This window comes from Undibacterium sp. CCC3.4 (assembly GCF_034347425.1).
GTDB lineage: Bacteria > Pseudomonadota > Gammaproteobacteria > Burkholderiales > Burkholderiaceae_D > Undibacterium.
In genome coordinates this window covers 2828146-2842694 of record NZ_CP133779.1, presented here as the reverse complement: position 1 = coordinate 2842694, position 14549 = coordinate 2828146, and the positions used below count along the sequence as shown (strand labels likewise).

The following is a 14549-nucleotide window of genomic DNA, read 5'->3' as shown; positions in this document are numbered from 1 at the left end:
AAGACACTCAGCGCGCAGCCCAAGCGGCAAAGCGTTGTTCCAAATCTTCACCGTGATCGGTCCAGAATTTCAGATTTTGCTGAATTGAATCCTTGGAATTGGCCGGCGAAGTCGGCAGATCGGCCAAAGTTTTCGCGTCGAGCATTTTGGTCGCTTGCAGATTTACCGGACCATAGGCAATTTTTTGCGCATAGTTTTTCTGTGCATCGGCCGACAAGGCAAAGGCGATGAATTTTTCCGCGGTTTCTTTATTGGCTGAACCTTTAGGGATGGTCCAATAATCCAGATCAAAAATACTGCCGGACCAAGTGATCTTGAGATTTTTTCCTTCCCGCTGTGCCGAATCGATGCGACCATTGAAGGCCGTACTCATCACCACATCGCCGGCGACTAAAAATTGCGGCGGCTGGGCGCCGGCTTCCCACCATTGAATGTTGGCTTTAAGTGCGTCGAGCTTTTTGAAAGCGCGATCAACCCCAGCCTTGGTCGCCAAGACCTTATATACATCCTTGGTCGGCACGCCATCGGCCATCAAAGCGAATTCGAGATTGTAGCGAGCGCCCTTGCGCATGCCGCGCTTGCCGGGAAATTTTTTGGTATCCCAAAAATCGGCCCAACCCTGCGGTGCGGTTTTGAATTTATCGGCGTTATACGCCAAGACGGTCGACCAGACGAAGGCGCCGATACCACACTCATGCAAGGCTTCCGGTAAAAAATCGCTGGCTTTGCCGAAGCGGGCGATATCGATTTTTTCCAACAAACCTTCTTCGCAGGCGCGGCCGATGTCACCGGACTCCACTTCAACCACATCCCAATTTACCTTACGCGCTTCCACCATGGCTTTGATTTTTGCCATCTCACCGTTGTATTCAACAGTGACGATTTTATTTCCGCTGGCTTTTTGAAACGGTTCGACATACGCCGCTTTTTGGGCATTGCCATTCGCGCCGCCGAAATTGACGACGGTGATCTCAGCCGCGTGCGCAAAACAAGATGATAAGGCCAGCGACAGCAAGGCAGGTTTGATTACATGGTGCATGGTGACTCCTAAGGTAAGTAAACGACAGAGCGAAAAAAACAGCTGATTATTATTATGTTTGAGCGTGCACGTTTTATAAAAAAACGCGCAAACGTTCGGGGTCCAACTCCAACCATACCGGCCGACCTTCAGACAGACCCGACAAGGCCGGATCGCTGAGGGTCAGTTTGATGAAAAAGTCTTCTTGTTGAGAAATCGCGCAACGCACGCGTACATGGTCACCGAAGTAAATCAAATCTTTGACCGTAGCCTTGAGTACATTCGCAAAACTACCCAGTGTGCTGATCAAACGTATCCGTTCCGGACGGATGCAAGCCACCACGGCCTGTCCTGGCACCGCTGCGTTGGCATTACTGCCCCACAAAGTGGACCCATCGGGCAGCAGCAATTCAAGCAAGTCGCCTTGCACCGTGCGCACGCTGGCGCGCAGACGGTTGTTGTCACCGATAAAACCGGCGACAAACTGATTTTCCGGATATTCATACAAACGATCGACCACCGCCAATTGCTGCACGATGCCTTGGTCAAATACCGCCACGCGATCCGACATGGTCAGTGCCTCGCTTTGATCATGCGTGACATACACAAAGGTCAAACCCAAGCGTTGATGCAAGGCCTTCAATTCCAACTGCATATGCTCACGCAATTGCTTGTCGAGCGCACCGAGCGGTTCATCCATCAACACTAATTTCGGATCGAACACCAGCGCACGTGCGAGCGCGATGCGCTGCTGCTGGCCGCCGGACAATTGGGCCGGATAGCGATCGATGAATTTCCCCATCTGTACCATATCGAGCGCGGTTTTCACCTTGGCGCTGCGGGTGACACTGTCCATGCCGCGCACCTGCAAGGGATACGCCACGTTCTGCCCCACTGTCATATGCGGAAACAAGGCGTAATTCTGAAACACCATGCCGATATTGCGCTTATGCGGAGGGACTTTATTGAGTAACTGGCCATCGAGATAAATCTCGCCGGCGGTGGCGAACTCGAAACCGGCCAGCATCATCAAACAAGTGGTCTTGCCCGAACCCGAAGGCCCGAGCAAGGTCAAGAACTCACCCTGCTCGATATCGAGATCGAGCTGTTTGACGACCAGATTCTCGCCATCGTAAGTTTTTTGTATGCCACGAAATGAAACCAGCGCGTGTTTTGTCGTATTCATTATGATTCCTGTCTCAGTGATGCGCTCAAGCTGCCGTCAGGGTCGCGCTCAAGATGGCCAAGGCTTCCTCCATGAGTGCATCACTGATGGTCAATGGGAACAGGAAGCGAATCACATTGCCATAAGTGCCGCAGCTCAGCAACAGCAAACCGGCTTCGAGGGCACGCATCTGGAATTTTTTAGTGAACTCGGCATCAGGCTTCGCCGTTTTCGGGTCGTGAAATTCTACCGCTACCATACCACCAAGTCCGCGCACTTCGGCAATCTGCGGCACGGCCACACGCAAGGCTTGCAAATGCGCTTGCAAACGATCGCCAAGTACTTGCGCACGTTCGCATAAAGCTTCTTCGCGTATCACTTCCAACACCGCTAAAGCTGAAGCGATCGCCAAAGGATTACCGGCATAGGTACCACCGAGACCACCGGGTGCCGGCGCATCCATGAGTTCGCTACGACCGCAGACAGCCGCCAACGGCATACCACCGGCCAGGCTTTTGGCCATGGTCATCAAATCGGGCAGCACGTCGTAATGCTCCATGGCGAACATTTTGCCGGTACGAGCAAAACCAGTCTGTACTTCATCGGCAATAAGCAGCATGCCGTGTTCATCACATAAGGCTCGCAACGCACGCATGAGCTCCGGCGGCGCGGCATAGAAACCACCCTCACCCTGGACCGGCTCGATGAGGATTGCCGCTACCCGTTTCGGATCGACATCGACCTTGAACAAAGAGTGAATCGCCGCGATCGCCGCGTCACTGTCGACGCCGTGCAAGGCCACCGGAAATGGCACATGGAACACTTCTGCCGGTAACGGGCCGAAACCGAGTTTGTAGGGGGCCACTTTACCGGTCAGCGCCATGCCCATCATGGTGCGGCCGTGAAAGGCACCGGAAAAAGCGATCACCGCACTACGACCGGTCGCGGCACGGGCAATCTTGATGGCGTTTTCCACCGCTTCGGCACCAGTGGAAAAAAACGCCGTTTTCTTGGCATGCGTGCCCGGCGTGATCTGATTGATCTGTTCAGCCAGCGTGACATAGCTTTCGTAGGGCACGATCTGGTAACAGGTATGCGTGAATTTGCCGAGTTGTTCCTCCATGGCGGCGACCAGACGCGGGTGACGATGACCGGTATTCAAGACCGCAATGCCGGCAGCGAAATCGATATAGCGACGACCTTCAACATCCCAGATTTCAGCATTCTGCGCATGGGCGGCATAAAATTGACACATCACACCGACGCCTCGCGGCGTGGCGGCATCTTTTCTTTGTTGCAAATCACGATTGGTTTTGTTCGGGCTGGACATCAGTTTGATCCTCATCAATTGTTACAAATGGATGACTCATATTAAGGGCGCTTTGGTGCTATCTTATACATCCACTATTGATTATTTGATGGAGCCACTTTGCGTATCGCCTCTTTACCTGATTTTTTGCTGCAGCGCATAGACCGAGAAAACGGCGGCCCAGTCAACCGCCAGATATATCAAGTGATACGCAGCGCGATTTTGTCGGGCATGCTACCGGCAGGATTGCAATTACCGTCTTCGCGCGACCTCTCGCAAGAACTGCATATGTCGCGCAATACCGTCACCTATGCATACGAGCAATTGATCGCCGAAGGCTATCTGGAAACCCGTCATGGGGCCGGTAGTTTTGTTGCAGATACACAACCAAATAATCTCGGCGTCCATCACCAGCACGAACACAGTGCGGAAACCAAACAGCGTGGCAACCGGCCTGGCTTATCGGAACGTGGGCAATCCTTGCTCTCGCATGCCGGCGTCAGCGATTTACAATGGGGTGCTTTCATGCCCGGGGTGCCCGATGTGACGCGCTTTCCGAATAAAATCTGGAGTCGTTTGCAAAACAAGGTATGGCGTCGCTCACGGGCTCAATTGCTGACCTATGGTCAAGCCGGTGGTTATTTACCGCTGCGCGTGGCCATCGCCGATTATCTGCGCGTAGTCCGCTCGGTCAACTGCACGCCCGAACAGATACTGATCACCACCGGCATCCACCAATCGATCGACCTCATCACGCGCATGCTGGGCGAATACGGTGACCGTGCTTGGCTCGAAGATCCCTGTTACTGGGGCACACGCAGTGTCTTGCAATCACAAGGCATACAGCCGGTGGCCATTCCGGTCGATGCCGAAGGCCTGTGTCCGCGCCCGGAAGATTTATGGCAAGCACCACGCTTCATCGTCGTCACGCCTTCGCATCAATATCCGCTCGGCACCGTCATGAGCCTGTCGCGCCGCCGCCTGCTGCTCGAATATGCTGCCAGCGCCCAGAGTTGGATCATCGAAGATGATTACGACAGTGAATTTCGCTATGGCAGTCGGCCGCTGGCCAGCCTGCAAGGCATGGATAGCAATCAGCGCGTGCTCTATATGGGAACATTTACGAAAACCTTGTTTCCCGGCTTACGGGTCGGCTTTCTGGTGGCACCGACCCACATCGCCGCCGGCTTGGCGACGGCGCACTCGGAACTATATCGTGGCGGGCAAATGTTTACTCAGGCAATACTGGCCGAGTTCATGCAAGAAGGCTATTTCACCGCGCATATACGGCGCATGCGTGTGCTGTATGCCGAACGTTTGGATTTATTACAGCAAGCGATCGCCAGTCATTTCGGCGACCAATTACCTACTCTGGGCGGCGAAGCCGGCCTGCATCTGGCCGTACAATTACCAGCCCAGTGTGACGATATGGCCATCAGCCAAGCGGCGCGCGCCATCGGCCTCGTGGCACGGCCCCTGTCGCGCTATTACATGCATGCCGCCACCGCCAAGCCCGGGCTCTTGCTCGGCTATGCCTGTGTTCCCAGCGAAGAAATCATCCCGGCTTTTGATCGCTTGGCAGCGATTATCAAGCAGCATTGGCCCGGTCAAGCGGATTGAGCGCGCTCCAGCGCATAGACATCGTATGTTGGTGTGCCATCGACGTGATCGATGCTTGTTTCATATTGCAAACCGAGTTTTTTGAGTACTTGGGCCGAAGCCAGATTGTCCGGCTGTACCAAACCGATTACACGCGGCAATTGGTACAGCTCAAAAGCTTGCGCCAGCAAGGCAGCGGCGCTTTCGCTGGCATAGCCCTTTCCCCAGCAAGCGGGCAAAAAGCGATAGCCGATATCGACTTCCTGTATCTCATCGAGATATTTGAGTCCGCAAAATCCTATCAAGCGTCCCGAGGCCCGCTCGATGCAAGCCATGCGACCGAAGCCATGAACTTGATAATCACGCAAAGGGCGGGTCTGCAAAATTTCCCGCGCCGCATCGACCGACGTGAGCGCTGCTTCGCCCGTGTAGCGCAGGATGGCCGGATCCGCTACCAAGGGCAAATACGCGGCGGCATCATCGAGGGTGAAACGGCGTAGCAGCAAGCGTTCGGTATACATAAGAGCTCCATCAAAAATCTGACTAGGGTTTGAAACCCCGGCCTTCAGAGGCTGTCGCAAAAGGGTAGTGAGTCGGTATCATTACCCCAACTGGTGGCCACGTCATTCCTGCGCGCTTTTGGCAGGAACCCAGCGGCGTTCGTGCTTAACTGAAAATGCCAGAAATTGTAGCATTTTCAGTGTAAAAAACGACGCTGGGTTCCCGCCAAAAGCATGCGGGAATGACGAGGCTGTGGCATGCAGGAAAGACGCGGCATGCGGTGTTTCAGGTGTAAAAAACGTCCATCAGGCTTTTGCGACAGCCTCTTTTGGCCGGTGCGCGACGAAGGAGCGACGCGACGGGAGAGGATGCCAACCCCTTCCAGAGTCTTTTCCATCGTCGCTTGCGACGATCCATTAAGTTGTTATTTTACTCCGCGCGCAGAGATGCGCGGACTACATCGCAGTGGAATTGGCTGTGATCAATGAGAAAACGATACAAGGATTATTTTGACAAGGCTGCACAATTGGTCGACTGCGGCTGCGGTGTGCGCTCGATGCTGATCCGTTGACCGGATATTTCCAAGTCGCTGAGCGCTGGCAGCAACATGGAAAACTCTCCTGCTTGCAATTTCTGATGCAACGCCGGACAAGCCATCCAAGTCGGCAGCAACTGACCGAGTTTTTGCCAATGTCCCTCTACCGTCTCTTGCAATAGCACGGAGGCATCGGCGCGCTCACGCGCGATCAGCAATACCTCGGGCTTGCCATCGCGATTGAAATCGATCAGATAGGCATCGCAGTGCGCGGTAAACAGCAAACACCGAGGTAAGCGCCAACTGCTCGGCATGGCAGTCCAGTCTTGCTGCAAAAATGAGGCCGGCAAGGCAACGCCTTGCGGCCAAACGTGCACATTTTCAGCCAGCTCGCTTGCTGGCATTTTTTGTATGGGCACGGCTTGACGAGGCTGTTTCTGCAAGGCTAAGGCGGCGCGTTGGCGCACCAAAACCGCATCCGGCCCGATCGACCAGCGCGTCAATTCTTCGAGTGCATCCCGGCCATAACGCGCACCTTCATCACGGAGATAATCGAAGTCAAACTGCTCTACCGACACCTCACCCTTGGCAAAGCGGCGCATTTGATCGTAGACCGCCAGTCTGGCCGGGTCAGCCAATGGCGAAAACAGTGCCAGCAGTATTGCCAGAAACAAGAAAGCGCTCAGCACATTCACTCGGGCGATCGCCGTCAGCCAGTTGCGCCGCTGGCAGGCCGCCCACCCATAGCCGCAGGCATAACAGCTCAGCAGTATCAGACAAGCGGCGGCGGCGATGCGGTCTTGCGACCAGCCATATTGCTGCACGCGCAAGCAGACCGCATCGAGCGCCAAGATCAGCATCGGTAACAGCAGCAAGGCGGCCAGACGCGCGCTCAAGCGTATCGGCGCGGCGACTTCGCCGGCCACTGCAGCGTTCTGAAAGACCGCATTGATTAGGACAATCAATACGATGGCGCTGAAAATCAGCAATGCTGTCGCATGGCGGGTGGCCCACAAGACCTCCAAACCAGTCCATGGCAAACTCAGCAAAAAGCTGGCCACAATCAGCGTCGCTGCCGGCAATATCCACGCCAGCAAGACCAATAACAAGCTGCGGATAGCACGAATGATCGCCGGTCGGCTATCGGTCAGATGCATGGCACAAGAGAATGCGAACACCGTGATAGGAATCGCACACCAAGCCTGCTCCAGAGCTTGCTCAAAAAAACTGAGTTTAAGCAACATAAACAGCGCGCTACCGACACCCAGCACCAGCCACAAAACAAGCACAAAAAATACCGAAAACATCAGTTGTATCAACAACTTCCAAGCCACCTCAAAGTACGTCGCATAGCTGGCGATACGGCGGCCGTCAAGACTGCTGGAAAGTAGCAAAACATGCGCAAGGAATAAGCCGAAAAATAAAAAAAATACCAATCCTGGAGCAGGAAAGCGGGCCGCACTATGCGTGAGAACGAAGAAGCCGTTGCCATGATAAGCCCCACCACGCCAGATATCGTATAGCGCCAGTGCCAACAAGAGCACAATCAGCCCACTCATCCAGAGCGCCAATCGCCTCACGCTCACGTACCCCAAGCTGGCATTGAACATAGGTGGTAGATAGAGTGCCATTAATACCAACGGCGCGAACAGCGTCGCTTCGGTGGCGGGCCAAACATACCGTTCCGCCGCACGATAGAGTAAAGACAGCGCGATGCCCTGTAAGAGTCCGCATAACAGACGCGTTGCTGCACGCATCGTGGCTGACATCCCGCTGTTGTGATGAATTTCTACATGGCGCATGGGTGCACTCCGTAAACTTGCTCAGGCGGCACGACCGACGAGGCAAACCGGCCAGTGCTGCGCTTCCCTGGCAAGGCGCAGGCATCGCGGCATGCCGTTCGCCATGCTGAGCAATCCGATCAAGCGAATCACTGCATTATCGACAGTCGACCGGGCAAAAGCTTGCAGAAAACGGCTATGGCTTTCTGCCCCAACGCAAGCTACTGCAATCTGAGAGAAAAAAAATTCGCAAAAAAACGGGCGCGTGGCCCGTTTTTTAATTTCTATCGAATGTCACTCAAAAGCGATGCAACAAGCCGATTTGCAAACCAGTCAGGCTTTGACCGTTGATATCGGCACCGGCCAAGTTAGCCGTCGGACCGGCCGAGCCGCTGAAGCGGAAACCACCATTGGCTTCGTTCTTCATGTAGTTGGCGAAACCATAGATAGTCGTGCGTTTCGACATATCGTAAAAGGCACCGACGTTGCCGCCTTTGGCACCGGCATTGCCGCCGGATGTATCTTTAATTACGCCATACAAGGTACCGACACGCCATTGTGCATTGATACGATAATCGACCGAAGCTTGGTAGATATTGTAAAAGCGCAGAGCATTTTTATCCGTTCCGGGAAACAAATTATTCGGATTAGCGGTATTGCTCAGGATGGCCGCGGCATCGAGACCACTGGCGTTGGCTGTCACGTTATTGGTGCGTGCGTAAGTCAGATACACTTTACCCAGGCCGTAATCATAATCGGCATAGATATTGTGGTAGACGATGTTTTCGCGCACTGCCCCGGTCGGTGCCGGTTTGGCAGATAAACCGGCGTAACCGGCACGCACCGGGCCATCGGTGTAATCGAGGCCAAGCTGCATCACAGCACTTTGAGAAACGCCGCCACCCGCTTGTTCGGACAAGGCGTAATGTACGGCGCCTTGAAACCCGGCTAGCCGTGGGCTTTTATACGAAATATCGTTTTCATAACGCGAAGGCACACCGAAAGAATTGATGACCGAGCCCATGGTCGTGCGTTCGGTGTAATCGATGGCCGAACCGATTTGTTGAATTTCAGTATTCTGGCGACCAAGACGGAATTCACCGTAAGGCGTATTGATACCGACCCATGCTTGACGATCAAACAAATGGTTGCTATCTGCGGAAGCACCGGTATTGGCATTCAAGCCCTGTTCCAGCGTAAATTTCGCTTGATAACCGGCACCCAAGTCTTCCGTGCCGCGAAAGCCCAAACGGCTGCGCGACAAGGCACCGTCATTCAAGCCGACTACATGTGTGCCGCTGCTGCTGCTGATATAGCCGAGATACTGATCAATGTTGCCGTAAATCGTGACGTTCGATTGCGCGTGGCTCAGGCTGCACAATCCGGCAAACAAGGCGCTGGCAAGGAGGGTTTTTTTCATATTGGTCTCATAAAATATCGTTTTTATATTGGTGCGAAGAAAGAATCCGCCCATCATTGTGCTCACTGCGCATCAGCGGACTTCCGCGCACCGCGTCTTTGAGGCAAGTTCTTTGCGTATCAGAGAGCGTGACAGTTATACGTTGTCGTACAACAGAAATGAGTATAATCAGTCTTCAAATAATTCGCAACACTGGCGCGGCTATCCTACAACACCCAGGTCCACCCGCCATTTGGCAATGCTCTGCCCCTGACTGCTTTACCCAGACCGCAGCCGCGCTTTGATACCCTTTAAATTCAGCAATTACTCACCAATTCTCTCTGTACATAGCCGCTGTCGCGACGCGTGCGTGAACGCCGTGGCCAACAGTGCAGCATTTTCTTTTCATCGGCCTTTAAAACTCTTGACTTGGTACAATTCAATATTCATACTACGAAACACATCAGACATCGCACAACATGAATCAGTAAAATAGCAGACAGCTTTTCCATCAAGAACGAGACATCATACAACTGCGATAAGGAATACGCATCGCTGTGGTACTGAGGGATAAGTTAACAATTGCCATAAAACAAAACATTAATCGAGCAAATCATGACAGTCAGGACACATCACAGAATTTTGTTAACCGGTGCCGCTGGCGGCTTGGGCCTGGCCCTGCGCGAAACGCTTAAAGCCAACTGCAGCGTCTTGCGCTTGTCGGACCGCCAATCATTCGGCCCCGCCGCTGAAGGTGAAGAAATTGTGCTCGCCGACTTGGCCGACGCGGCCGCGGTGGACGCGGCAGTTGCCGGTGTCGATGCCATCATTCACTTCGGTGGCGTATCAGTCGAAGGACCATTCGAACCTATCTTGCAAGCCAACATACTCGGGGTCTACAATCTGTACGAAGCGGCTCGCAAGCATGGTGTCAAACGCATACTCTTCGCCAGTTCCAACCACGTCACCGGCTTTTATCGTCAAAGTGAAACCATCACGGCCGAGCAAGCGCCGCGCCCGGATAGCATGTACGGTGTCAGCAAAGCCTTCGGCGAAGACTTGTCACGCTTTTATTTTGATCGCTACGGCATAGAAACCGCCTGCATCCGTATCGGCTCTTCGTTCCCCGTGCCGCGCGATCGGCGCATGCTGGCCAGTTGGCTCAGCTTCGCCGATTTACATCGCCTCATCAGCGCCTGCCTCTCCACACCGGTATTGGGTCACACCATTATTTTCGGCATGTCGGACAATGCCGTGACCTGGTGGGACAATGCCAAGGCGCGCCATGTTGGCTATACGCCACAAGACAGCTCGGATATTTTCCGCGATGCCATCTTGGCCACTACCACGGCACCCGATCTCAACGATCCGGTCACACAATTTCAAGGTGGTGGCTTTGTCACTGCCGGTCCATTCGCCTAGGCTGAGCATGCGTGTATTAAGCCCCACCCGCAACCAAGTCGGCGAGAGTCCACTCTGGTGTGCCGCCGAACAGGTGCTGTACTGGGTCGACATCGAAGCGCAGCGCTTGCATCGCTACGATTGGACCAGTTCTGAGGGACAAGCTTGGCCCATGCCCGAGCGGCTCGCCTGCATCGCTCTGCATGCAGACGGTGGCCTGCTGGCCGCGATGGAAACCGGGATCTTTCACTTACACCCACAAGCAGACGGTGCTTGCCGCGTTGATCTGCTGCAAGACATCTCATTTGCCCGTACCGGCATGCGCTTCAATGATGGTCGCTGCGACCGCGCTGGGCGCTTCTGGGTCAGCAGCATGGTACGCGACATGAGTTTGGCGGCCCGCGATGGCGCGCTGTATTGCTATGACCAACGCGGTTTGTCTGCCCCACTGGTGAGCGGTTTAATCACCGGCAATGGCCTGGGATTGAGTCCCGATGGCGCGACCCTGTACCTGTCCGATTCCCACCCCGACGTGCAGCAAGTCTGGACGTTTGCGCTGGCTGCCGACGGCAGCTTGTCGCAGCAGCGCACGTTGATCGATATGCAGCAGCACCCGGGTCGCCCCGATGGTGCGGCTGTCGATGCCGACGGCGGCTACTGGATTTGCGCGAACGATGCCGGCATGGTGCATCGTTTTCTGCCGGATGGCACATACGATCGTTCGCTGACTGTACCGGTCAGCAAACCATCGATGTGCGCCTTCGGTGGGCCAAGTATGGAACATCTGTTCATCACCTCCATCACACCAGCACAAGCAGTACCAGGATATGAGCGCGCATTAGACGGTGCCGTATTCATCACAAAACCAGGCGTAAGAGGCTTACTCGAAACGCCATTTCAACCCTAGGAAGAGACATGAAAAATACAACAAGCAAAAAAAGTACTTGGATGAATCTGATGATGAGCGCATCACTGTGCATGATCAGCATCAGTGCCGGCGCGCGTGACTACCGTTCCGCCGATGTCCACTCGAAAGATTTTCCGACCAATATGGCCGTTAAATATATGGGTGAACAACTGAGCAAAGCCACTGCTGGCAAAAGCAAAATCAAGGTCTTCGGTGACAGCTCGCTGGGTTCGGAAAAAGACACGGTAGAACAAGTTAAAATCGGTGCCATCGATATGGTACGTGTCAGCAGTGCGTCCTTCAACGGTATCGTACCGGAAACCATGATCCCATCGTTTCCCTTCATATTCCGCGACCTCGCCCACTTCCGTAAAACCATGTACGGCCCGGAAGGCGATAAAATTCTGGCCTCCTTCGACAAAGCCGGCTTCATCGGTTTAGCTTTGTATGAAAGCGGCGCACGCTCGATGTATGCGAAAAAAGAAATCAAATCGGTCGCCGACATGAAGGGTTTGAAAGTCCGCGTACAACAATCTGATTTGCAAGTCAGCATGATTACCGCCATGGGCGCGTCGCCGGCACCAATGCCGATGGCCGAAGTCTATTCCGGCCTCAAAACCGGCTTGGTCGATGCGGCCGAAAACAATATCCCTTCTTATGAAGAAGCCAAACATTTTGAATCGGCACCGTATTTTTCTGAAACCATGCATGTGATGACACCCGAAGTGCTGGTGTTCTCGAAAAAGATTTGGGATACGCTGACACCACAAGAGCAAGCAGCGCTGCGTAAAGCGGCCAAGGAATCGGTCAAGTACTACGTCACTTTATGGGATGAACGCGAAAAAAATGCGCGTGCAGCCATTCTTAAAGGCGGGACAAAAATCATCCCAAGCAGCGCCATCGATAAGAAAAGTTTCGTAGAGGCAGAAAAACCAGTCTGGGACAAATTCGCTACCACACCAGAACTGAAAGCACTCGTTCAAGGCATCGTCAATACCAAATAAGTCTATGCTGCCGTCGCCGCTATGCGCGCGCGACGGCATTAGTACGACTGGAAAGAATTGTATGAATTACTTCATGTCCCTCAACGCCCGCTTAGCCGGTGCGGTCTTGAGTGTGGCCAGTGCTTGTCTGGCCTTGTTGGGCTTGGTCGTCATTTATGGCGTCATCATGCGTTATGGTTTTAACTCGGCACCGGCCTATGTGGAACAGGTCGCCTTATTACTCGTCATTTCAGTGGCGATGTTCGGTGCCGCTGCCGGCGTCCATGATGCCGGCCATATCGGCCTCGACTCGGTGGTCAAAATGCTTCCACTCAAGGCACAATTTCTCTGCCACGTGGTAGTGCAATTACTGACCTTGGGCTTTGCCACGATTTTGGTCTGGGGCAGTATCCAGATGGGCCTGTCGACCCATCTCGATCAAATCCCCACGCTCGGTATTTCTGAAGCTTATCGCTACCTGCCAGCCATCATCTCCGGCAGCCTGATCATTGCCTTTTCCTTTGAGCACTTGATTGCGCTCTTCATATCCACACCATCGGCGGAATAATGGAACTGATTGTCCTCTCCCTGAGCTTTTTGCTCTTTCTCGTACTCGGCGTCCCGGTCGCCTTCGCCATCGGCTTAAGCTGTCTGGCCACCTTTGCAGTAGAAGGTTTGCCGCTGGCAACCGCCTTGCAAATGATGATTTCAGGAATGAATGTATTTTCTTTCCTGGCGATTCCTTTCTTTATTTTTTCCGGTGAATTGATGCTGCATGGCGGTATCGCCGACAAGATTCTCAATTTTGCCCGCAGCTTGGTCGGCCACATGAAAGGTGGACTGGGCTTAGCCAATGTCATGGCCTGCACGCTCTTCGGTGGTGTTTCCGGCTCGCCGATTGCTGATACTTCAGCCATGGGTGGGGTCTTGATCCCAGTCATGAAACGCGAAGGTTACAGCGCTGATTATGCCGTCAATGTCACCACGCATGCTTCGTTGACCGGCGCACTGATGCCAACCTCGCACAATATGATCATCTACGCGTTTGCAGCCCAAGCAGCCAGCGGCATGATAGGTGGCCAAAGCATTCATGGCGTCTCGATCGGCGACTTGATGTTTGCCGGTCTGGTACCGGTATTCTGGATCATGGTGTGCATGCTCGTTGCTGCTTACTGGCAAGCATCGAAAAACGGCTTCCCGAAACGGGCCGATGGCAGCTCGATGATTTCCAAGTTTCCCGGTTGGACCACGGTACTGCGTACCTTCATTGCCGCTATTCCCGGCTTGATGGTGATCGTCGTCATTCTCGGCTGTGTCATGGGGGGCGTAGCGACAGCCACCGAAGCGGCGGCGATTGCCGTGGCCTACTCCTTGTTCTTGACCGGTGTGATTTACCGTACCATGAGCAAAGCCAAAGTCATGCTGGCCTTGCGGAAAGCATCGAAAACCACCGGCGTGATTCTGTTGCTCATCGGCGTATCCAACATGTTGCGCTGGCAAATGGCGTATCTGGAAATTCCCGATGCCATCGAAGCCGCCTTATTGCATGCTACCTCGACGCCTTGGCTGATGCTGCTCTACATCAACATGATCCAGATTTTTCTCGGCATCTTCCTAGACATGGCCGCGCATATCCTCATCACGACGCCACTGTTTTTACCTTTGGCGATTGCCATGGGCGTGGGCCCGGTACAGTTCGGCATGATGCTGCTGTTGAATTGCGCCCTAGGCTTGGTCCATCCGCCAGTTGGCACAGTACAATTTGTCGGTTGTGCCATCGGTAATATCTCTATCGGTGAAGCCACCAAAACCGCCTGGCCATATTATTTAGCGATTTTTATCGCCATCAATCTGGTCACTTACGTGCCGGCTTTCTCGACCTGGTTACCGACCCTCATCACCGGCCATCCGGTGTTATAAGTCCCGCTTGGTGGCTGGGCAATCCAGCCAC

12 protein-coding genes are annotated in these 14549 nt (G+C 53.9%); 6 read left to right on the top strand and 6 right to left on the bottom strand.

Annotated elements, in window-relative coordinates:
- Positions 1-7: 7 nt before the first annotated feature.
- From RHM61_RS12685 to gabT, 3 genes are all read right to left on the bottom strand, one after another.
- Positions 8-1039: an ABC transporter substrate-binding protein gene (locus RHM61_RS12685; protein WP_322247666.1), complete on the bottom strand. Its 1032-nt coding sequence runs from the start codon at positions 1037-1039 to the stop codon at positions 8-10.
- Between the two features lie 73 nt (positions 1040-1112).
- Complete coding sequence (locus RHM61_RS12680) at positions 1113-2204, bottom strand: ABC transporter ATP-binding protein (protein WP_322247665.1); 1092 nt, start codon at positions 2202-2204, stop codon at positions 1113-1115.
- A 25-nt stretch (positions 2205-2229) separates the two neighbouring features.
- Positions 2230-3513, bottom strand: a complete 1284-nt coding sequence (gene gabT, locus RHM61_RS12675; RefSeq protein WP_322247664.1) for a 4-aminobutyrate--2-oxoglutarate transaminase — start codon at positions 3511-3513, stop codon at positions 2230-2232.
- A gap of 99 nt (positions 3514-3612) precedes the next feature.
- On the opposite strand from gabT, the gene RHM61_RS12670 reads away from it, so the two are divergent.
- Positions 3613-5112, top strand: a complete 1500-nt coding sequence (locus RHM61_RS12670; protein WP_322247663.1) for a PLP-dependent aminotransferase family protein — start codon at positions 3613-3615, stop codon at positions 5110-5112.
- Here the strand turns inward: RHM61_RS12670 and RHM61_RS12665 are convergent.
- The 3 genes from RHM61_RS12665 to RHM61_RS12655 all read right to left on the bottom strand — a co-directional run bounded on the left by RHM61_RS12665 (position 5100) and on the right by RHM61_RS12655 (position 9328).
- The gene (locus tag RHM61_RS12665; protein ID WP_322247662.1) at positions 5100-5612 is read right to left on the bottom strand and encodes a GNAT family N-acetyltransferase; all 513 of its coding nucleotides are present in this window, start codon (positions 5610-5612) and stop codon (positions 5100-5102) included. The genes RHM61_RS12670 and RHM61_RS12665 overlap by 13 nt on opposite strands.
- Before the next feature lie 484 nt (positions 5613-6096).
- A complete protein-coding gene (locus RHM61_RS12660) occupies positions 6097-7929 on the bottom strand; it encodes a DUF4153 domain-containing protein (protein WP_322247661.1) in 1833 nt (610 codons plus the stop codon).
- A gap of 277 nt (positions 7930-8206) precedes the next feature.
- Positions 8207-9328: a porin gene (locus tag RHM61_RS12655; RefSeq protein WP_322247660.1), complete on the bottom strand. Its 1122-nt coding sequence runs from the start codon at positions 9326-9328 to the stop codon at positions 8207-8209.
- A gap of 594 nt (positions 9329-9922) precedes the next feature.
- Between RHM61_RS12655 and RHM61_RS12650 the strand changes: the two genes are divergently transcribed.
- The 5 genes from RHM61_RS12650 to RHM61_RS12630 all read left to right on the top strand — a co-directional run bounded on the left by RHM61_RS12650 (position 9923) and on the right by RHM61_RS12630 (position 14518).
- Positions 9923-10729, top strand: a complete 807-nt coding sequence (locus RHM61_RS12650; RefSeq protein WP_322247659.1) for an NAD(P)-dependent oxidoreductase — start codon at positions 9923-9925, stop codon at positions 10727-10729.
- A gap of 7 nt (positions 10730-10736) precedes the next feature.
- Positions 10737-11615, top strand: a complete 879-nt coding sequence (locus RHM61_RS12645; protein ID WP_322247658.1) for an SMP-30/gluconolactonase/LRE family protein — start codon at positions 10737-10739, stop codon at positions 11613-11615.
- A gap of 8 nt (positions 11616-11623) precedes the next feature.
- Positions 11624-12619: a TRAP transporter substrate-binding protein gene (locus RHM61_RS12640; protein ID WP_416200177.1), complete on the top strand. Its 996-nt coding sequence runs from the start codon at positions 11624-11626 to the stop codon at positions 12617-12619.
- 73 nt (positions 12620-12692) lie between these two features.
- A complete protein-coding gene (locus RHM61_RS12635; protein WP_322247657.1) occupies positions 12693-13166 on the top strand; it encodes a TRAP transporter small permease in 474 nt (157 codons plus the stop codon).
- Positions 13166-14518 carry a TRAP transporter large permease gene (locus tag RHM61_RS12630; RefSeq protein WP_322247656.1) on the top strand — a complete coding sequence of 451 codons (1353 nt, stop codon included), beginning with the start codon at positions 13166-13168 and terminating at the stop codon, positions 14516-14518. Before RHM61_RS12635 ends, RHM61_RS12630 begins: the two co-directional genes overlap by 1 nt.
- Positions 14519-14549: the final 31 nt, after the last annotated feature.